20 protein-coding genes and 3 tRNA genes are annotated in these 18,920 nt (G+C 72.9%); 12 read left to right on the forward strand and 11 right to left on the reverse strand.

The annotated features are described in order from the left end of the window. The first annotated feature begins 48 nt into the window (after positions 1-48). From purM to amcA, 3 genes are all read left to right on the forward strand, one after another. Positions 49-1,200: a phosphoribosylformylglycinamidine cyclo-ligase gene (purM, locus tag KJS59_RS27250; RefSeq protein WP_213456206.1), complete on the forward strand. Its 1,152-nt coding sequence runs from the start codon at positions 49-51 to the stop codon at positions 1,198-1,200. A gap of 111 nt (positions 1,201-1,311) precedes the next feature. Beyond that, positions 1,312-2,433 (forward strand): cyclophane-forming radical SAM peptide maturase AmcB, encoded by a 1,122-nt coding sequence (amcB, locus tag KJS59_RS27255; RefSeq protein WP_213456250.1) that lies wholly within the window; start codon positions 1,312-1,314, stop codon positions 2,431-2,433. Further along, entirely contained in the window at positions 2,387-2,602 is a 216-nt protein-coding gene (amcA, locus tag KJS59_RS27260) for a multiple cyclophane-containing RiPP AmcA (protein WP_213456207.1), read from the forward strand. Before amcB ends, amcA begins: the two co-directional genes overlap by 47 nt. Positions 2,603-2,664: 62 nt before the next feature. Here the strand turns inward: amcA and KJS59_RS27265 are convergent, their stop codons facing one another. Continuing rightward, entirely contained in the window at positions 2,665-2,871 is a 207-nt protein-coding gene (locus KJS59_RS27265) for a DUF3073 domain-containing protein (RefSeq protein ID WP_213456209.1), read from the reverse strand. 195 nt (positions 2,872-3,066) lie between these two features. After that, positions 3,067-4,131 carry a Glu/Leu/Phe/Val family dehydrogenase gene (locus KJS59_RS27270; RefSeq protein WP_213456211.1) on the reverse strand — a complete coding sequence of 355 codons (1,065 nt, stop codon included), beginning with the start codon at positions 4,129-4,131 and terminating at the stop codon, positions 3,067-3,069. A gap of 181 nt (positions 4,132-4,312) precedes the next feature. On the opposite strand from KJS59_RS27270, the gene KJS59_RS27275 reads away from it, so the two are divergent. The 6 genes from KJS59_RS27275 (at position 4,313) to KJS59_RS27300 (ending at position 10,780) form a co-directional block, all read left to right on the forward strand. Then, the gene (locus tag KJS59_RS27275; protein WP_213456213.1) at positions 4,313-5,155 is read left to right on the forward strand and encodes a hypothetical protein; all 843 of its coding nucleotides are present in this window, start codon (positions 4,313-4,315) and stop codon (positions 5,153-5,155) included. Positions 5,156-5,422: 267 nt separating this feature from the next. Then, positions 5,423-5,632: a BldC family transcriptional regulator gene (locus tag KJS59_RS27280; protein ID WP_007073996.1), complete on the forward strand. Its 210-nt coding sequence runs from the start codon at positions 5,423-5,425 to the stop codon at positions 5,630-5,632. A gap of 112 nt (positions 5,633-5,744) precedes the next feature. Next, the gene (locus KJS59_RS27285) at positions 5,745-6,527 is read left to right on the forward strand and encodes a class I SAM-dependent methyltransferase (RefSeq protein ID WP_213456215.1); all 783 of its coding nucleotides are present in this window, start codon (positions 5,745-5,747) and stop codon (positions 6,525-6,527) included. 129 nt (positions 6,528-6,656) lie between these two features. Further along, positions 6,657-8,792 carry an MMPL family transporter gene (locus KJS59_RS27290; protein WP_213456217.1) on the forward strand — a complete coding sequence of 712 codons (2,136 nt, stop codon included), beginning with the start codon at positions 6,657-6,659 and terminating at the stop codon, positions 8,790-8,792. A 75-nt stretch (positions 8,793-8,867) separates the two neighbouring features. Continuing rightward, positions 8,868-9,446, forward strand: a complete 579-nt coding sequence (locus KJS59_RS27295; RefSeq protein ID WP_213456219.1) for a hypothetical protein — start codon at positions 8,868-8,870, stop codon at positions 9,444-9,446. Beyond that, a complete protein-coding gene (locus tag KJS59_RS27300) occupies positions 9,443-10,780 on the forward strand; it encodes a PrsW family intramembrane metalloprotease (RefSeq protein WP_213456221.1) in 1,338 nt (445 codons plus the stop codon). The genes KJS59_RS27295 and KJS59_RS27300 overlap by 4 nt, the downstream gene beginning before the upstream one ends. Here KJS59_RS27300 and KJS59_RS27305 read toward each other — a convergent pair whose 3' ends face one another. The 3 genes from KJS59_RS27305 to KJS59_RS27315 all read right to left on the reverse strand — a co-directional run bounded on the left by KJS59_RS27305 (position 10,781) and on the right by KJS59_RS27315 (position 13,154). Next, positions 10,781-11,032 carry a hypothetical protein gene (locus KJS59_RS27305; protein WP_213456223.1) on the reverse strand — a complete coding sequence of 84 codons (252 nt, stop codon included), beginning with the start codon at positions 11,030-11,032 and terminating at the stop codon, positions 10,781-10,783. Between the two features lie 102 nt (positions 11,033-11,134). Continuing rightward, the gene (locus tag KJS59_RS31505; protein ID WP_249714953.1) at positions 11,135-11,710 is read right to left on the reverse strand and encodes a hypothetical protein; all 576 of its coding nucleotides are present in this window, start codon (positions 11,708-11,710) and stop codon (positions 11,135-11,137) included. A gap of 109 nt (positions 11,711-11,819) precedes the next feature. Next, the gene (locus KJS59_RS27315; RefSeq protein WP_213456225.1) at positions 11,820-13,154 is read right to left on the reverse strand and encodes an ABC transporter substrate-binding protein; all 1,335 of its coding nucleotides are present in this window, start codon (positions 13,152-13,154) and stop codon (positions 11,820-11,822) included. A gap of 83 nt (positions 13,155-13,237) precedes the next feature. Between KJS59_RS27315 and KJS59_RS27320 the strand changes: the two genes are divergently transcribed. Next, positions 13,238-13,639, forward strand: a complete 402-nt coding sequence (locus tag KJS59_RS27320) for a PaaI family thioesterase (RefSeq protein ID WP_249714955.1) — start codon at positions 13,238-13,240, stop codon at positions 13,637-13,639. A gap of 77 nt (positions 13,640-13,716) precedes the next feature. Continuing rightward, complete coding sequence (locus KJS59_RS27325) at positions 13,717-14,097, forward strand: hypothetical protein (RefSeq protein WP_213456256.1); 381 nt, start codon at positions 13,717-13,719, stop codon at positions 14,095-14,097. Between the two features lie 136 nt (positions 14,098-14,233). On the opposite strand, the gene KJS59_RS27330 is transcribed toward KJS59_RS27325, so the two are convergent. The 6 genes from KJS59_RS27330 to crtI form a co-directional block, all read right to left on the reverse strand. Beyond that, positions 14,234-14,307: transfer RNA gene (locus KJS59_RS27330), tRNA-Phe, on the reverse strand. Between the two features lie 4 nt (positions 14,308-14,311). Continuing rightward, positions 14,312-14,385, reverse strand: a tRNA-Asp gene (locus KJS59_RS27335). Between the two features lie 31 nt (positions 14,386-14,416). Next, positions 14,417-14,489, reverse strand: a tRNA-Glu gene (locus KJS59_RS27340). 145 nt (positions 14,490-14,634) lie between these two features. Beyond that, the gene (locus KJS59_RS27345; protein WP_213456227.1) at positions 14,635-15,447 is read right to left on the reverse strand and encodes a polysaccharide deacetylase family protein; all 813 of its coding nucleotides are present in this window, start codon (positions 15,445-15,447) and stop codon (positions 14,635-14,637) included. Positions 15,448-15,603: 156 nt separating this feature from the next. Beyond that, complete coding sequence (idi, locus tag KJS59_RS27350) at positions 15,604-16,143, reverse strand: isopentenyl-diphosphate Delta-isomerase (RefSeq protein WP_213456230.1); 540 nt, start codon at positions 16,141-16,143, stop codon at positions 15,604-15,606. Beyond that, the gene (gene crtI / locus KJS59_RS27355) at positions 16,140-17,618 is read right to left on the reverse strand and encodes a phytoene desaturase family protein (protein WP_213456232.1); all 1,479 of its coding nucleotides are present in this window, start codon (positions 17,616-17,618) and stop codon (positions 16,140-16,142) included. The genes idi and crtI overlap by 4 nt, the downstream gene beginning before the upstream one ends. Before the next feature lie 390 nt (positions 17,619-18,008). Between crtI and KJS59_RS27360 the strand changes: the two genes are divergently transcribed. Beyond that, positions 18,009-18,917 carry a phytoene/squalene synthase family protein gene (locus KJS59_RS27360; RefSeq protein ID WP_213456257.1) on the forward strand — a complete coding sequence of 303 codons (909 nt, stop codon included), beginning with the start codon at positions 18,009-18,011 and terminating at the stop codon, positions 18,915-18,917. The last annotated feature ends 3 nt before the right edge of the window (positions 18,918-18,920 follow it).

Consider the following 18,920-nt stretch of genomic DNA (forward strand, 5'->3'; position numbering starts at 1 on the left):
CGGCACACCCACCGCGGTCGACACCGCGGCCTCACAAAGGGGAGAACCGTGACGCACGTGACCGAGCGCAGCGCCGGTGGCATCGGCCGCCGGGAGGACAGCGACCGCCAGCCGTGGCAGGTGGGCAACGGGCGCACGGCTCGCCAGCGCACCGTCACGTACGCCGACGCGGGTGTGTCGATCCACGCGGGGGAGCAGGCGGTGTCGCTGTTGAAGTCGAAGGTTCACCGGACGATGCGCCCCGAGGTGATGGGCGACATCGGCGGCTTCGCCGGCCTGTTCCGGCTGGACATCGCCAAGTACCGCAACCCGATCCTCGCCTCGTCGACCGACGGGGTGGGCACCAAGCTGGTCATCGCGCAGCAGATGGACATCCACGACACCGTCGGGATCGATCTGGTCGCGATGGTGGCGGACGACCTGGTCGCCTGCGGGGCCGAGCCGCTGTTCCTGCTGGACTACATCGCCTGCGGCGAGGTGGTGCCGGAGAAGGTCGCGGAGATCGGCGCGGGCATCGCGGACGGCTGCCGGTACGCGGGCTGCGCCCTGCTGGGCGGGGAGACCGCGGAGCACCCGGGGGTGCTGCGCCCGCACGAGTACGACCTGTCGGCGACCGGCGTCGGGGTGGTCGAGGAGAGCGCCCTGCTCGGCCGGGACCGGGTCGAGGTCGGCGACGTGGTGATCGCGATGCGCTCGTCCGGCCTGCACTCGAACGGGTACTCGCTGGTCCGGCACGTGCTGCTGGGCGCCGGCCGGATGCGGCTGGACACCGTGATCGAGGAGTTCGGCCGCCAGCGCACCCTCGGCGAGGAGCTGCTCAGCCCTACCAAGATCTACGCGAAGGACTGCCTGGACCTGATCGTCGAGTGCGAGGTGCGCGCGTTGGCGCACGTCACCGGCGGTGGGATCCCGGGCAACCTGGTCCGGGTGCTGCCGGAGCACGTGGACGCGGTCGTCAACCGGGCCACCTGGAAGCCGCAGCCGATTTTCGACCTGGTGCAGAGCAAGGGCCGGATCGAGAGCCCGGAGATGGAGTCCACGTTCAACATGGGCGTGGGCATGTTCGCGATCGTCTCGGCCACGGACGCGGACCGGGCGCTGGCGTTCCTCACCGGCCGGGGCGTGGACGCCTGGCAGGCCGGCGAGATCGTCGACGGTTCGGGCAACGTGCTGATGGTCGGCCAGCACACCCGGGGTTGACCGATCGTCCGCCGCGGCTTCACCCGGGTGGACGGTTCCCCCTAGCCTGTCTAGGCACACCTGACGGCAGAGGGGGAGTTCGTGGTCGGCCCGCAGCGCGGTTCGGGCGGCATGCGTGGCATCGCCGCCGTGCCCGGGTACGTGGTCATGCAGCCCACCACCCTCTGCAACCTGGACTGTTCCTACTGTTACCTGCCGTTCCGGGCCGCGGACCGGCGGATGGGGGTGCCGGTCGCCGAGGCGGTGGCGGCGGCCGTCGAGGGCTGGGCCCGGGCGGGACGGTTCTCGGTCGTGTGGCACGGCGGCGAGCCAATGGCGGCGGGCCGGGAGCACCTGGCGTCGCTGCTCGCCCCGTTCGACCCCGCGGTCGAGCATCACGTGCAGACGAACGCCACGCTGATCGATGACGACTGGTGCGAGTTCTTCGCCCGGCATGCCGTGCGGGTCAGCGTGAGCGTGGACGGCCCGGAACGGCGCAACGGTGCCCGGGTGACCCGGGGCGGCCGTCCGGCCTACCAGCGCGTCCTGAGGGGCGTGGCGGCCCTGCGCCGGCACGGCATACCCTTCTCCGCCCTCTGCGTGGTCTCCGAGCCGTCCCCGGGGCTCGCCGCCGAGCTGTACGGGTACTTCCTCGACCTGGGCGTCGAGGTGCTCGGCATCAACATCGAGGAGCGGGAGGGCGTGAACCTTCGGGACAACCGCCACCCGGCCGAGGCGGTGAGCGGGTTCTGGGCCGAGCTGACCGCGGCCTGGCGCCGCGACCCCCGGGTGCACGTCCGGGAGATCGAGTGGACCCTGCGGTACGCGGCCGCGGTGCTCGACGGCACGGCCGGCGAGTTGCTGCCCCGCCAACTGGACCCGATCCCGACGGTCGGGTATGACGGCTCGGTGGTGCTGCTCTCGCCCGAGTTGGCCGGCTTCACCGACGCCCGGTACGGCGACTTCACCAGCGGCAATGTGTTGACGACCCCGCTCGCCGAGATCCTTGCCGGCGCCGCCGCCGGCCCGGGCTGGATCGGCGAGTTCCTGCGCGGCGTGCAGGCGTGCCGGCGCGGCTGCCCGTACTTCGACTTCTGCGGGGGCGCGCATGCTGCCAACCGCTACTTCGAGCATGGGCGTTTTGACGGTACGGAGACTGATCACTGCCGCAACAGCAAGATGCGCCTACTGGAGGGAGTGCTGGACCATGCCAGAGACCACGGGGCCGCAGTCGTCGGCCGACCCGGTCGGTGATCGGGTGCGGGCGGCGGCACCAGGGCTGGTGGCGCTGCTCGCCGAGGCGGAGGAGGCGCGTCGGCTGCGGGTCGAGGCGGCGGGCGCTGACGGCGGCTCGGCCGTCTGTGCCTGGAACCACTTCGAGAACATCCCGACGTTCTACAACTGGAACAACCGTCCCCGTTGATGAGCCACGCAGTGAGCACGCGCGGATGCGCGTGCTCACTGCTTACGTGGAATCAGACCGGATCAGCGACGGGGGGACGCCCAGGCGTCGTCGTCGTCCTCTTCGTCGTCCTCGTAGTCGCGGTCTGTCGCGTCCGTGAGGTCATCGCTGGACTTCCCCCCGCCTGCGGCTAGCTCGCGCTGCAAGGCGGCGAGGTCGGTGTTCGGGGAGTGGTACTTCAACTCCCGCGCCACCTTCGTCTGCTTGGCCTTAGCTCGGCCGCGCCCCATGGCTCGACCCCCTCGCACAGAAACGGGGCAGCCCGAAGGCGGGCCCCGATGACGTCAGGCATCTCTCGTGCGGTCTACGGTACATGGGGACCACGCGATTCGGCACCTCGGGTTACCCCGGTGCGTCGCGAGTCGCATCCTCGCGCCCCCACATACCGTGTGTAAGGGGTGCGTTACGCAATCACCCCTGACCGGTCACACTCTGATGGTACGCAGCCGACCGACCTCGACCATCCGCCTTTCCGCCATCCGGTCCGCGGCGACCGCGGGCGGGATACCCTCCGCGTCCGCCTGGGCCAGGATCCGCTTCGTGGTCTCGTAGATCCCGGTCGCCCGCAGCTTGGCCCGCTCGAAGGAGAACCCCTCGATCTCGTCGGCCACCTGGATCACCCCGCCGGCGTTCACCACGTAGTCCGGCGCGTACAGCACGCCCCGCTCGGCGAGCGCCTTCTCGACCCCCGGGTGCGCCAACTGGTTGTTCGCCGCGCCGGCGACCACCTGGGCGCGCAGCACCTGGACCGTCCCGTCGTCCAGCGCGCCGCCCAGCGCGCACGGCGCGTACACGTCGATGTCCGAGCGGACCAGTTCCGCCGCGTCCGCCACCAGATCCACCTGGGGGTGGGTGCGCCGCAACCAGTCCAGCGCGCGCTCGCTGACGTCCGTGGCGACCACCGACGCGCCGTCCTCCAGCAGGTGCCCGGTCAGGTGCTTGCCGACCTTGCCCAGCCCGGCGACGCCCACGCGGCGCCCGCGCAGCGACGGCACGCCCCACCGGTGCTCCACGGCCGCCCGCATGCCCTGGTAGACGCCCCAGGCGGTGAGCACCGACGAGTCGCCCGCGCCGCCGTGCTCGACGCTGCGGCCGGTCACATACCGGGTCTCCCGGGCCACCGTGTCCATATCCGGCACGTAGGTGCCGACGTCGCACGCCGTGTAGTACCGGCCGCCCAGCGACTGGACGAACCGCCCATACGCGCGCAGCAGCGCCTCAGACTTGATCTTCTCCGGGTCGCCCCAGATCACCGCCTTGCCGCCGCCCAGGTCCAGGCCGGCCACGGCGTTCTTGTACGCCATGCCGCGGGAGAGTTCCAGCACGTCGTGCAGGGCCTCCTCCTCGCTGGCGTACGGGAAGAAGCGGGTGCCGCCCAGGGCGGGGCCGAGGGCGGTGGAGTAGATCGCGATGATGGCCCGCAGGCCGGTGGCCCGGTCCTGGCAGAACACGACCTGCTCGTGCGGGGTGTCGCTGGCGAATACGCCCATGGCTGGCTCCAAGCATCGATGTGTGCCCTTGTGGGGCGGACGGGGCCGGCGAGGGTGAGCCGGCTTCCTCGAAGCCTAGTGACATCGACGGGCGCCCGGAGGCGCTAGATCGGCGGGGCTGGCGCGCCGATCGGGCACGCCGACCGCGACCGGGGGTACCTTTTCGTGGGAGGATCGCGCCGTGCCGTCGCTGTTCGCGTCATACCTGCGGGTGTACGAACCGTTGACCGCGTTCGACCGGGAGCGCCAGGTGTTCTGGCGGCGGTACGTGCGGGAGGGGCGCGCGATCGCGCCCGGTGAGGGGCCGGTGCGCCAGCGCACCACCGTCATGGAGGCGCTGGGCGCGGGCTGGAGCCGCCTGCCCGACCTGCCGGACGAGGCCTACGTCCTGGAGTCCGACGACACGCTGCTGGTCTGCCCGTGGAACCTGCGGGTGCGGGTGGCCGAGGCGGCCCTGTCCGCCCGGGACGGCGTGCCGAGTGTGCTCGCCGACGCGTTCGTCCCGCCCTCGCTCGCCGGGCAGGCCCGGGCCATCGTCGACGACTGGCGCAGCGGCGCACGGGTGCTGGAGCAGGGCGTGCCCCGGGTGCACGAGCAGATCGCCACCTGGGGCGTGCCGCTGCGCTGGTTCGTCTTCATCGACCCGACCGAGCGCGAACTGACCCTCGACGACGGCCGGCGCCGGACGCTGCGGTACCGCACCGAGATCTCCAAGTCCCGCCGGCGCGCCCACCGCGCGGTCTCGGTGCTGCGCAAGTCGGTGGGCGACGTGCCGATCACGCAGGCGGTCGAGGAGGGTGCCCGCTGGTTGGAGGAGTTCCACCCGCGTTCGGTGGTCGAGCTGGACTACGGGGGCCTGGTCGATTTGCTCCCGGCGGACACCCTGGCCGCCGACGATTCGCCGCAACTGGTCGCCGCCGGGCTCCAGGGATTGGCGCGCGGCGATGCGGAGGGGGCCACCGAGGCGTACGAGCGGCTGGTCGCCCGGTGGCGGGCGGTGCAGCTGCTGGAGCGCTGCAACTAACGACAACGGCCGATGAACCGGGTCCATGGGCACGCTCCCAACGCGAAAGGGACTCGTAATTGCGTCTTCACCGACCGTGATTTACTGTCCGAATATGGACACTTCTGGCACAAAAAAAATGGAAAAATCGGTCATTCATCATCCGACTATCCAGCGACGTTCGGCCGTTCGGCCCATGTCGGACATCGGGGACTAGCCGGACCATGAGAAACGCGTCGGCCGGCGGGACCCCGGCCGATGTCATGAGTACCTGTGGAGGAGTGACCGATGGCATCGCGTACGCACGAACCCGAGCCGCTGTTGACACCGGCCGAGGTTGCGTCGATGTTCCGAGTCGACCCGAAGACCGTGACCCGGTGGGCTAAGGCGGGCAAGCTTAGCGCAATCCGCACCCTGGGTGGGCATCGGCGCTACCGGGAATCGGAGGTGCGAGCCCTGCTCCAGGGCCAGATCCCGCAGCAGCGGCAGGGGGACTAGCGGCTGTTGCGCCACCACAACCGCCGGCCGTACCAAGGCGAGGGTCACCGCGACCCTCGCCTTCGTGTATCACCACCGGCTGCTCCCGGCCGGGGCGGCGTAGCGTGCGGGCATGAATCAACCGCGGATCGGGGACGTGTTCGGCGAACTCCTGCGTGACGAGTTGGCCGTGCGGACCGGCGTGGGTCCGCGGCCGCTGGCCGGCGGCCGGCTGCCCCGACCGATTGTCGAGATCATCGAGCGGGACGACGGACTGATCAACGGCGCGCCGGCGGCGCACTACCTGGCGGGGCCCGAGGACTGGCCGGACCACGACCACCGGGCGCTGGCGCGGGTACGCGGGCGGATCCTCGACGTCGGCGTCGGCGGCGGGCGGATCGCCCTGGAGTTGCAGGGGCGCGGGCACGACGTGACCGGGCTGGACATCTCCCCCGGCGCGCTGGAGGTGGCCCGGCGATGGGGCGTGCGCCGGCTGGTACGGGGCACGGTGGACGAGCACGCCGGCGCGGGCCAGCGGTACGACACGTTCCTGCTGCTCGGCAACAACCTGGGACTCATCGAGGGGCGGGAGCGGGCACCCGGCTTCCTGGCGGCGCTGGCCCGGATGGCCGCGCCCGGCGCGCAGGTGATCGCCCACGGCAGCAACCCGTACGGCACGACCGATCCGGTGCACGTCAACTACCACGAGCGGAACCGGCGCCGGGGCCGGCTGGGCGGCCAGTTGCGCCTGCGGCTGCGGTACCGGGACGCGGCCACCGAGTGGTTCGACTACCTGGTGTGCTCGCCGGAGGAGCTGACCGGGCTGGTGGGGGGCACCCCGTGGCGGCTGGCGGACGTGGACGACGCGGACCGCCCGTACTACCTGGCGACCCTGCGGTTGCGGGCGGACGACTGAGGCCCGGCAGGGGGTACATCGCCGCGACCGCCTGAGCCGGGCACCCGCGACTGGCAACATGACCTGCTGTGGCGCCCCGATCCGCTGCGGGGGCCCGCCACGTCGCGTCCGCGGGCGGAAGGACCAGGCATGTTCGGTACCCTCGCGCGCGGGGTCGTCCGCGCCCGGTGGTTCGTGATCCTCGCCTGGCTGGTGGCGGCCGCGGCCGTCATCCTGACCGCGCCCAGCTTCTCCTCGGTCACCCAGTCCGACCAGTCCGCCTTCCTGCCCGCCTCCGCGGAGTCGGTCCGCGCCGCGCGGCTGGCGAGCGAGGCGTTCCCGAGCGACAACGGCGCGTCCGCGGTGGTCGTGGTGCAGCGGCGGGACGGCCGGCCGCTCACCGAGGCGGACGCGTCGTCCCTGATCGACGTGGCGGGGCGGCTGAACCAGAGCAAGCCGGCGACGCTGCGTGGCGTGGCCTTCGACCCGGCGCAGAACGTCGCGCAGAACCGGTCGGTGGCGCTGCTCAGCGCCCAGTTCACCGGCTCACCCGAGGAGCCGGCGGTGACCGACGCGGTCCGGGCGCTGCGGACGCGGGCGCGGGACGCGCTGGCCGGCACGGCGCTCACCGCCGGGGTCACCGGCCAGGCCGCGATCGTGGTGGACAACAAGGAGTCGTTCGCGGGCGCGGAGAAGGTCGTCACCATCGCCACGGTCGTGCTGATCGTCGTCCTGCTCCTGCTGATCTTCCGCAGCCCGCTCGCCGCGCTGCTGCCCCTGCTCTCGGTCGGGCTGGTGTTCGGGCTGTCGACCTCGGTGATCGCGGCGGTCGCCACGGTGCTGCACTTCCAGGTCGGTCAGGAGGTCACCACGCTGCTCACCGTGGTGCTGTTCGGCATCGGCACCGACTACATCCTGTTCCTGCTGTTCCGGTACCGGGAGCGGTTGCGTGCCGGGGACAGCCCGCGGGAGGCGGTGGTGGCGGCGGTCGAGCGGGTCGGTGAGGCCATCGCCTCGGCGGCGTTCGCGGTGATCGCCGCGTTCGGGGCGCTGGCCCTGGCGCTGCTGGGCTTCTTCAGCACCCTCGGCCCGTCCCTGGCGATCGCCGTCGCGGTGATGCTGCTGGCCGCGCTGACCCTGGTACCCGCGATCGTGGCGGTGCTGGGCCCGCGCGTCTTCTGGCCGTCGCGGTCGTGGCGGCGGGCCCCGCGCGGCCGCGGCTTCCCGGCGCTCGGCCGGTTCGTGGGCCGCCGTCCCGGGCCGGTGCTGCTGGGCACGCTGGTGCTGCTCGGGGCGCTGGCGGCCGGCGTTGCCGAGTTCAGCCCCGACTACGACCCCATCGACCAGTTGCCGCCCGGCACCGAGTCCACGGTCGCGTTCAAGGACCTTCAGCGCGGCTTCCCGGCGGGCGCGCTGCAACCCACCGAGGTCTACGTGCGGGCGGACCGGCCGGTGACCGAGGCGGAGATCGGCGAACTGGTGGGCGCGCTGCGCTCGGTACCGGGGGTGGCGACCCCGCTGCCGCCGAGGGCGACCGCGGACGGCCGGACCGTCTCCGTGCCCCTGATCCTCCAGGGGGCGCCGTTCGCCGCGTCCTCGCTGGATCTGGTCTCCGGACCGCTGCGGTCCACCGCCCGCGGCGCCGCGCCGGCCGGGTCGCTGGTGCTGGTCGGCGGGCAGACGATGGCGTTCGCCGACATCCGCGCCACCACCGACCGGGACTTCTCGCTGATCTTCCCGGTCGCGGGTGCGCTGTTCGTGGTGATCCTCGCGTTGCTGCTGCGGGCCGCGCTGGCGCCGCTGTACCTGGTCGCGGTGGTGGTGCTCGGCTTCGCCGCCACGCTCGGCGCCTCGGTGTGGGTGTTCCAGGGCGCGCTCGGGCACGCCGGGCTCTCCTACCTGATCCCGATCGTGCTGTACCTGTTCGTCACCGCGATCGGCACCGACTACAACATCCTGATGACCGCGCGACTGCGCGAGGAGGTCCGGGCCGGCCGGTCGTCCCGGGAGGCGGCGACGCTGGCGATCGCCCACGCGGGTCCGTCCATCGCCGCGGCGGCGGTGATCCTGGCCGGCACGTTCGGCGCCCTGCTGATCTCCGGGGTGCCGTTCTTCGTCCAGATCGGCTTCGCGGTCACGCTGGGCATCCTGCTGGTCGCGTTCGTGGTCTCGATCCTGCTCGTGCCGGCGCTGACCGCGATCGCCGGCCGGGCGGCCTGGTGGCCGGGGCGGGTGCGGCCCGCCGGCCCGCCGGCCGGGCCGGGTGCGCCGGCCCCCGGATCGTGAACACGCGTCCCACCGATCGTGACAGCGGGTGGGAAACGGTGCACGGTAGGCGACCTTCGCTTGTAGCTTCGAGGCATGGGAGTCGGTCGACGCCTGGGTAACCTCCTCGGCAGCGCCGGCGTCCTGGCCGCGGTCGCGTCGATCGCGTTCGGTCTCCCCGCGGTCGACCGGGCGATACCGGCCGGTCGCCCGGTGCCCGCCGGCGAGCCGTACGAGATCGGCGGCGGGGTCACGCTGGTACCGCCGGCGGGGGCGCTGCTCGACGTGACCAAGAGCCGCCCGGGCCCCGACCGTGGCACGGCGCTGTTCCTGATCGGTGCGGTCCGGTGCGCCGTCGTCGCCGCGCCGTTCACCGGCACGCTGGAGGAGGCCGCCGCCCGGCTCCGTGACAAGATCACGGCGACCCGGGGGTACCAGGTCACCGGGCGGGAGGCCGACGTGCGCACGCAGAGCGGGCTGGTGGGGCGGCAGGGCGGCTACACGGCGCCCGGGCGCGGCGGCCGGTACGCGGTCTACCTGGCCGGACCCGTGGTCGTCGAGGTCACGATCAGCGGCACCGACCTGGAGTTACGCGACGTGCTGCGGACGATCGAGGAGAGCATCACCACGATCGCCCGCACCGGCACCCCGTCCCCCGCCCGGGCGGGGCCATGAGCGCCGACACTGCGGTCCGGCCGGCGCCGGCAACCGGTCGCCGGGTACCGGTGCACCTGCCCGCGTTCTGGCTGCTGCTGGTGCTGCTCGCGGCCGGGGCCGCCAAGGTCACCCTGCTGCTGCACGGCCTGTTCGCCCGGTACCCGGCCGCCACGGTCACCGCCGTGGCGCTGTTCGCCCTGTACGCCGTCCCGTTCTGGCTGTTCGTCACCGCGCTGGACTACCTGGAGCGGGAACCGCCGCTGCTGCTGGCGGCGGCGTTCGCCTGGGGCGCCCTGGTCGCCACGGCCGCCGCGATCCCCGGCGCGACCGCCGCGCACAACCTGGTCGCGAAGCTCACCTCGCCCCGGTACGCCGCCGCGTGGGGTTCCGCCGTCGTCGGACCCACCGTGGAGGAGGTGCTCAAGGCCCTCGGCATCGTCGTCATCGTGCTGGTCGCCCGCGCGCAGGTGAACAGCGTGCTGGACGGCGTCGTCTACGGCGCCCTGGTCGGCCTGGGCTTCCAGGTCGTCGAGAACATCGTGTACGCGGTGAACGCCGTTGCCCTGGCCGGCAACGGCGACCGGGTCGGCCCGGTGGTCGCCACGTTCTTCCTGCGCGGGTTCCTCGCGGGGCTGTGGAGCCACGCGCTGTTCGGCGCGCTGGCCGGCGCCGGCATCGGGTACGCGGTGATCAGTGCCCGGCGGCGGCGGAGCACCCGGATCGCGGTCGCGGCGCTGGCGCTCTGCGGCGCCTGGCTCTGCCACTTCGTGTGGAACTCGCCGGTGCTCGTCGACGGCGTCGGCTGGGGCCCGTACGGCGTGCTGCTGGTGCTGCTGCTCAAGGGTGTGCCGCCGCTGGTCGGGATCCTGCTGCTGGTGCGCGTGGCGCGGGAGCGGGAGGCCGACTACTACGCCGCGCACCTGGCCGAGCTGGACGACCCCGAGATCAGTACCGAGGGCGAGCGGCGCGCCCTGAGCGTGGGAAAGCTGCGCAGCGACGCCCGTCAGTACGCATACACCAGCGCGGGCCTGCGCGCCGGGCACGCCGTGCGGCGCCTGCAACGGGCGCAGGCGCGGCTGGCCGTCGAGCTGAGCCGGGCGCACGACTGCGCCGATGCCGGCTGCGCCGATGCCGCGTGTACGGAGGGCGCGCAGGGCTGCCGCTCCCCGTGGGTGGACCGATGGCGGGCCGAGGTGCTGGACCAGCGGGCCCGGCTGCGGGTCCTGGGGCACCCGGAAGCCGTCCCGCCGCAGCCCCGCCCGCGCGACTGGCGTCGCTGGGCGGGGCCGGCGGCCGGTGCGCTCGCCCTGCTGCTCGCCTGGGCGGCGATCCGGGCGTTGGGCGGCTCGTAGCTACGCGGTGGCCGGCGGGTGGCCGCCGTCGCCGTCGACGACCGCGTCCGGGGTGCCGTCCTCGTCCCGGTCGACCATGGTGACGTCCACCTTGCCGTCCCCGTCCGTGTCGAACTGGAACAGGTCCGGCTTGCCGTCCCCGTCCGTGTCCGCCACCCAGACGTCGGGCCGGCCGTCGTCGTTGGCGTCCATGGCGATCAGGTCCACGCGCTCGTTGCCGCGCGTCTCGACGGTCTCCTGCGGGTCGGTCATCACTGCTCCTGTCGAAGGGGTCCGGTCCGGCGTTCACCGTAAGGCCCCCGCACCATCAGCGCGACCCGCCGGCGCCGCCGCGCACGCTGCGCAACGCGCCGCTCAACGCATGGTGTACGGGTTGGTCGCCGCGTCGAGATAGGTGACGGTGTCCAGTGCGCCGTCGCCGTCGGTGTCCCGGATCACCAGGTCCCGGTCGCCGTCGCCGTCGGTGTCCTTGACCACCTCGTCCGGGCGGCCGTCGTGGTTGGTGTCCCGCACCCACGTGTCGGGTCGGCCGTCGTGGTTCGTGTCCAGGATCAGCGAGTCCACGATGCCGTCGTGGTTCGTGTCCAGCGCCACGTAGTCGATCATCCCGTCGCCGTTGCGGTCGGCGAGCACCCGGTCCACCCGGCCGTCGTCGTCGAGATCCTGGAGCACCGTGTCGAGCCGGCCGTCGTGGTTGGAGTCCACATAGGTCAGCTCGGCGATCCCGTCGTGGTCGAGGTCGCGCGCCACCACGTCCGCGTACCCGTCGTGGTTTGTGTCCTGCACCGAGACCAGCGAGCCGTCCGGGTACCGCTCGACGATCACGGTGGGCTCGTGCCCGTACCCCGGCCCCGTGGCGGCGCCGAAGCCGTCGTGCTCGATCGGGGTGTCGCCGGTGGGGTCGTCCAGAAGCGGGATGCCGTCGCTCATTGTGGGTTCCTCTCGCCGGAGCCGTCCGTGGCTGTCGTCTGTCACCGGCGACGCTACGGCCCGGCACCCGCTCAGGGGATCCCGGAAACGTGCCACTGCCCGCGCCGGGTCAGTGCTGGAGGCTGATACCGGCCCTGGTGAGCGCCTTGATGACCTGGGCGGACTCGGCGAAGCCGATCACCAGGACGGCGTCCGGCCCCCAGTCCTTGATGTCCCCGGCGGCGCTGAAGAAGTCGAGCGGTGTCTTCGAGTCCTCGGGCGGGGTGTAGGTGACCTGCTTGATCTGGTCCGGGGTGATGCCCACGTTGCCCAGCTCGCTGGCCACGTTCGCCTGCAGACCCTTGCCGTAGTCGTCGTCCCGCGCCACGATCGTGATCTTGCGGACGCCGTCCCGCATCATCACGTCCGCCAGCGCCTTGCCCTGCAAATTGTCCGAGGGCGCGGTGCGGAAGTAGAGGCCGTCGTCCTGCGCCGTGCTGAGGAACGCGGCGGTGTTACACGGCGAGAACAACACCACGCCGGCCGCGACCGTCTGGTCCAGCACCGCCTTGCTGATGCTCGACGCGCCCGCCCCGATCAGCACGTGCACACCCTCGTCGATCTGCCGGCTGACGGTCGCCCGGGCCACCTCCGGGTTGGTCCCGTCGTCGCCCGGCAGCCAGACCACCTTCTCGCCGAGCACCCCGCCCGCGGCGTTGATCTCCTTGATCGCCAGTTCGGCGGCGGTGGACATCGGCGGGTACATCAGGGACAGGTCCCCGGTCTGCGGCAACAGCCCGCCGATCTTCAGCGGGGCGCCGCTCCGCCCCGGGCTGCCTTTCGCCGGCGCGGGACCCTTCCCGCCCGCGGCGCCCGCCGCGTCCCCGGCGCCGAGGAACTCCGTCTTGCCGTCGTCCAGCCTGTCGTCACGGCCGAAGTGCAGCGTGGCGTACGTGGCAGTGGACGGCTCCCCGGCCGGCGTGAACCCGGCCCGGGTCAGCGACACGCCCCGGTACTCGATGTCCCGGCCCGCCCGCGCCAGGGTCAGGCACTGCGCGACCGCGTCGCAGCGCTCGCCGCCCTGGGTCACGCCGTTGATGTACTTGGCGATCTGCGGCGGCTTCGTCGTACCCGCCAGCTGCGCGGCCAGCGCGCTGATCACCACGGCGTCGTACGACTCGCCCGCGTACGTGTAGTCGTTGAGGTCCGGCCGCACCTGGTGCAGCCGGTGCTTGAAGTCCTCGGAAAGCTGGGTCATGGGCGTGGTGCCCTTCATGCCCGCCAGCGTCCCCGGCTCCTCCTTGAATTCCTCACCGAAGGAGTTGCTCATGTTACCGTCGGTTCCGTACAGCCGGACCTGGGTCGGTGTGGACGTATCCCCCGCCGCCTTGTCGCCGCCGCAGCCGGTCAGCGCCGCTACCAGCGCCGCGCAGGCGGCGATCGCCAGACCACGCGAAACTCGCATGGCTCCTCCCTCCCCAAAGGTCCGGCTGGCAATGTAGCGCGCCCGCAGGCCAACGCGCGAAACCGGCCGGTAGGCTCGCGGCCGTGGAGGGCTTCCCGGAGGGGCTCGGCGGGCTGGGCGGCCTGGCCGAACGCATGCGGATCACGCTGGTGGAGGCGGCGCCCGAGCGGGTCGTCGGCACCATGCCCGTGGCGGGCAACACCCAGCCGTACGGCCTGCTCCACGGCGGTGCCTCCTGCGTCCTGGCCGAAACCCTGGGCTCCGTCGGCGCCGCCCTGCACGGCGCCACCATCGGCCGCCCGGCCGCCCTCGGCGTCGACATCAACGCGACGCACCACCGCGCGCTGCGCACCGGCACCGTCACCGGCGTCGCCACACCGGTGCACCTCGGTGGCAGCGTCGCCACGTACGACATCGTCATCACCGACCCGGACGGCAACCGCGTCTGCACCGCCCGCCTGACCTGCCTCCTCCGCTCGCCCTGACCCGGGCAACCGCGGCGGCGCCGTCCGCGCTGCGCGGGTTGCCGGGTGGGCATACGCTGCGGCACGTGAGCGATCCGATGCGCGACGCCGCCGACGACGCGGTGCAGGTGCTGGCCAGCGCCCTCGACGGCGACACCGACGCGGTCGCCGGTGCCTTCGACGCCGTGGTCAGCCGCGCCGGGATGGTCGGCGCCTACGACGTCGCCTGGGCCCTCGCCGCCACCATGGTCGGGGAGAACGTGCCCTCCCGCGGCATCTGGACGCTCGACTTCCCCGGCATCGACGACGCCGGGTACGGGCACCGCTGGGTCGCCCGCTTCGTCAGCGCCTACGCGAACGCGGATGCGTCCACCGGCGCGGCACTGTTCGGCGCGGCGCTGGAGGACGGCCAGCTTTCCGAGTGCCTGCTCACCCTCGCCGGCTCCGCCGTCGCCACCCTCCGCCACCGAGCCGACTAACCCACCGGCCACCACTCCCGGCGATCTTCTCGCCGGGGCCGGCCCGCCGGGCAGGCGGTGACGAGGTCACATAAAAGCAAAACGTCCACCGGCGTTTCCGCTGGTGGACGCTGCGATAGCCCGGCGAAAGGCTATGTGGCCAGGGGCGGGGTCGAACCGCCGACCTTCCGATTTTCAGTCGGACGCTCGTACCAACTGAGCTACCTGGCCAGAGCGGTCCTGACGGGACTTGAACCCGCGACCTCCGCCTTGACAGGGCGGCGAGCACTCCAACTGCTCCACAGGACCTCGCTCACCGTTCCGGTCGAGACCGGAACCGTGCCCCCAACGGGATTCGAACCCGTGCTACCGCCTTGAAAGGGCGGCGTCCTGGGCCGCTAGACGATGAGGGCGGCCCCGCCATCATCGCACACGGCACATCAGGTGCTGTAACCAGGTGCGGTCAGGCGGCTGAGCTCCCATCCGGCCCCGCCGGAGGCCTGGCAAGCATACGCGATCCACCGGATGCGACCAAACGGGTTCCCTGGCCGTGGCGGCTCATCGCATCGGTACCAGGGAGAACTGCTTCTTGAGGGTGGGGATGATGGTGCGGCAGGCGGTGATGGTGGCGCTGCGGTCGCCGCCGCCGTCGTGCATGAGGACGATCGAGCCGCGGTGGGTGTTGCGCAGGACCCGGTCGGTGATGGTCTTGGCGGGGGGCCGGCGCCAGTCGTTCGGGTCGACGCTCCAGCCGAGCGGGGTCATGCCGAGGCTCTTGGCGACCGAGACGACGTTGGGGGTCCACATCCCGCCGGGCTGGCGGTAGTAGCGGATGGTGGCGCCGGGGACCGCGCGGCGGATGGCCGCGTTGGTGCGGGCGAGGTTGGCTTCGATGGTGCCGACCGACTTGGTGCCGAGCTTGAGTTCGTGGTGCCAGCTGTGGTTGCACAGGGTGTGGCCCTCCCGCGCGATCTGGGCGACCAGGTGCGGGTACTTCTGGACCTCGGTGCCGATCAGGCAGAACGTGGCCTTGATCCCCTGGGCGCGGAGCAGGGCGAGCAGTTGCGGGGTGTAGGGGCTGGGGCCGTCGTCGAAGGTGAGGGCGACGTTCTGGCCCGCGCTCTTCTTGACCCCGGCGACGGGGCCGATGGTGCTGCCGCCGGGGCGGGTGGCGACCGGCGGTGTGTCGGTCGCCGGCTGTTTCGGTGGCGCGGTCGGCGTCGTGGTCGGGTCGGCCGTCGGCGCCGCGGTAGGGCCGGCGGCGGCGATGGTCTGTGCCGGGGTGCAGGCGGTGATCCGCCCACCCAGCAGCAGGGCGAGGGCGACGATGCCGGCCACGACGACCGACTTCGGAACCCGTCGAGGCGTCATGGCGCGTGCTCCCGGTGGTGGGTTGTGCTCGGGCCGGTCACATACCCTAGCCCATGCCACCTAGTGATTTTTCGCCCATATGGTGGAGAAGCGGACTAATTCGGGAAGAGTAAGCTGAACGTCACACACCGCAACCGTGCCGGCCCGAGTCGTCGGTCAGCCCGACCGTGCCCACAGTGGGCCGCTGACCCCGGCCAGCCACGGTGCGTAGGCGTCCGGCTCCGCGGCCAGGTCGCGGCGCAGGTCGGCCGGGTCGACCCAGCGCACATCGGCGACCTCGGCCGGGTCCGGGCGCAGGGCCAGATCCTCGGGTACGCGGCCGACCAGCACGTGATCGAACTCATGCTCGACCCGCCCGGTGGCCGGGTCGGTCGCGCGGTACCGGTACACGGCGATGGGGTGCAGTTCGACCCCGGTGACGCCCAGCTCCTCGACGAGGCGGTGCCCGGCGGCGTCAACCGGAGTCTGCCCCGGAGCCGGGTGGCCGCAGCAGGCGTTGGCCCAGCGCAGCGGGAAGCGGGTCTTGACCTCCGCGCGCCGCTGGAGCAGCAGCCGCCCGGCCGGGTCCACGAGTTGGACCGAGAACGCCCGGTGCAGCCGGCCCGGCTCCCGGTGTGCCTCCTCGACGGTCAGCGTGCCGCAGGCCCGGCCGGCGTCGTCCACCAACTCGACGAGGTGCTGCTCGCGGCCGGTCACCGCAGCGCTCCGGTCACCCGCGCGGCGGCCAGCTTGCCGGAGATCAGCACCATCGGTACGCCGACGCCGGGCTGGGTCCCGGAGCCGACGAACACCACATTGGACAGTGTGGGGTGCAGGTTGCGCGGGCGGAACGGTCCCGTCTGGGCCAGCGTGTGCGCGGCGGCGAACGGGGTGCCGGCGGCCAGGCCGAGGTCCGCCCACCGGGCCGGGGTGACCACGTCGCGCACCTCGACGCCGGCGCCGAACCCGGTGTAGCCGCGCTCCTCCAGGGTCCGCAGGAGGGAATCCGCGTACCGGCTGGGCAGGTCGCCGCGCCAGTCGAGCGGGGCGCGTTCCAGGTTGGGGACGGGCGCGAGCACGAAGTACGTGTGCCGACCGGGCGGGGCCACCGACGGGTCGGTGCGGCTCGGGTTCGTGACCAGCAGGGACGGGTCGCTCATCAGTTCGCCCCGGCGGATCACCTGGTCGAACGTGGTGCGCCAGGCCCGGCCGAAGTGGATGTTGTGGTGCGCGATCCTCGAGTACCCCCGGGTCGAGCCGACGTGCAGCACCACGCAGGACGGCGAGTACCGCACCCGGCGCGGCTGCTGGCCCAGCAGGTCCCGGTAGGCCACGGGCAGGTCGGGGTTGAGCACCACCGCGTCGGCCAGGATGCGCTCGCCGTCCTCGGTCACCACGGCGGTGGCCCGGCCGGCGGCGGTCTCCACGTGGGCGGCGGGCGTGCCGTAACGGATCGTCACGCCGTGCTTCTCGGCCGCGCCGGCCAGCGCCCGGGGCACCGCGTGCACGCCGCCGCGCGGGAACCAGACGCCGGCCACCGCGTCCAGGTAGGCGATCACGGCGTACAGGGCCAGCGCGTCGTGCGGGGCCAGCCCCGCGTACATCGCCTGGAAGGAGAAGATCCGGCGGGTGCGCGGGTCCCGGAAGAATTGATTGATCTTGGTTTGCAGGCGGCGGAAGCCGCCGGCGGCTAGCAGCCGCAGCAGGTTGGCGGTGAGCAGGTCGCGGGGCGAGTCGAGGTTGCGCTCGATGAAGTCGCGGCGCTCCAGCCGCCACAGGGCGCGGGCGTGGTCCACGAAGCGCAGGTAACCGTCCGCCTCGCGGGCACCGCAGACCCGGGAGATCTCCGCCGCCATCCGGACGGTGTCGGTGATCACGTCGAGCGTGGAGCCGTCCGGGTAGTGCGCCCGGTAGGCCGGGTCCAGTTGGGTCAGGTCCAGCCAGTCTCCCAGCTCCTCGCCGACCGCGCCGAGCGCCTCGGCGATCAGTTCCGGCATCGTGAGCACGGTCGGCCCGGTGTCGAACTCGTACCCCTCCAGGGCCAGCCGGCCGGCGCGGCCGCCCGGTACCGGCTCGCGCTCCAGCACCGTGACCCGGCGCCCCGCCGCGGCCAGGTGCAGCGCGGCGGCCAGGCCGCCCAGACCCGCCCCGACGATCACCACCCGCTCGGTGGGTCCGCTCACCGTCCGCATCCCGCCTCCTTCGGCCGTCCGCCGCGGCCGCGCCTCCATCATGATGGCCGGCGGCCGGCTCACGACCACCACCCGGTGGCGGTGACGGCACGTGCGGTGACGCGTCCCGCGCGGCGGGCGGATCGGCGCGGCGCGCCAGGTCGCCGGCCCGTTCGGTCGATGATGCGCTCCGACCGGTGCGGCGCGGCGGGTCTCGGGCCGAGGTCGCCCGGGCGCGCGATCCACCCCCGCCCTTCGCGGGACGCATCAGCGGCGTCCCGGGCCTGCTCTCCGGCGCCGCGGTTCGCCGCGGGAGAGCAGGCCCGGGTACTGTCCGGCCACGTGTGCGCACCCGAGGCGCAGCCGCCCGGTCGCGCCGATCGGTGCGTCGAGTCGCCGGAGGGGGCGGGAGTGGAGACGAGCCTCGCCGCCGCCTACGAGCGTTGCCGCCGGCTGCACCGGCGCCACGGCCGGACGTACTACCTGGCCACCAGTCTGCTGCCGGCGTGGAAGCGGCGGCACGTGCACGCCCTCTACGGCTTCACCCGGTACACCGACGAGATCGTGGACGAGCTGGGCGGCCGGCCCGCCGCGGTGCGCGCCACCCGGCTCCGGCTCTGGCGCGACCGCTTCCTGGGCGGGCTGGCCGGGGCGCCGGTCGACGACCCGCTGCTGCCGGCCGTGCTGCACACCATCGCGATCTTCGACCTGGACCCGGCGGACTTCACCCGGTTCCTGGACAGCATGGCGATGGACCTCACGGTCACCGGCTACGACACGTACGCCGACCTGCTGGCCTACATGGAGGGTTCGGCGGCGGCGATCGGCACGATGATGCTGCCGGTCCTCGGCGCCCGCGACCCGGCGGCCGCCCGCGAGCCGGCCCGCCAGCTGGGCCTGGCGTTCCAGCTCACCAACTTCATCCGGGACGTGGCGGAGGACCTCGACCGGGGCCGGGTCTACCTGCCGCGGGAGGACCTCGACCGGTTCGGCGTCCGCCGGGACGACCTGGCCGCCGGTTCGCCCCGGGTCAGCGAACTCATCCGGTACGAGGTGAGCCGCGCCCAGGCGCACTACGCGGCCGCGGCCGGGGGCATCCCGCTGCTGGAACCCGCGTCCCAGGCGTGCATGCGCGCCGCGTACCACCTGTACGGGGGCATCCTGGACGAGGTGGCGGCCCGGGGGTACGACGTCTTCGCCGCCCGCGCCACCGTCCCGAACCGGCGCCGGCTCGCCGTGGCCCTGCGTTCGCTGGCCACCCGCGCCGGCGCACCGGTGCGGCTGCCCGGTCCGCCGCCGGCGGCGCGGCGCGCGGCGTGACAG

The organism is Rhizomonospora bruguierae (assembly GCF_018397995.1).
Lineage (GTDB): Bacteria > Actinomycetota > Actinomycetes > Mycobacteriales > Micromonosporaceae > Rhizomonospora > Rhizomonospora bruguierae.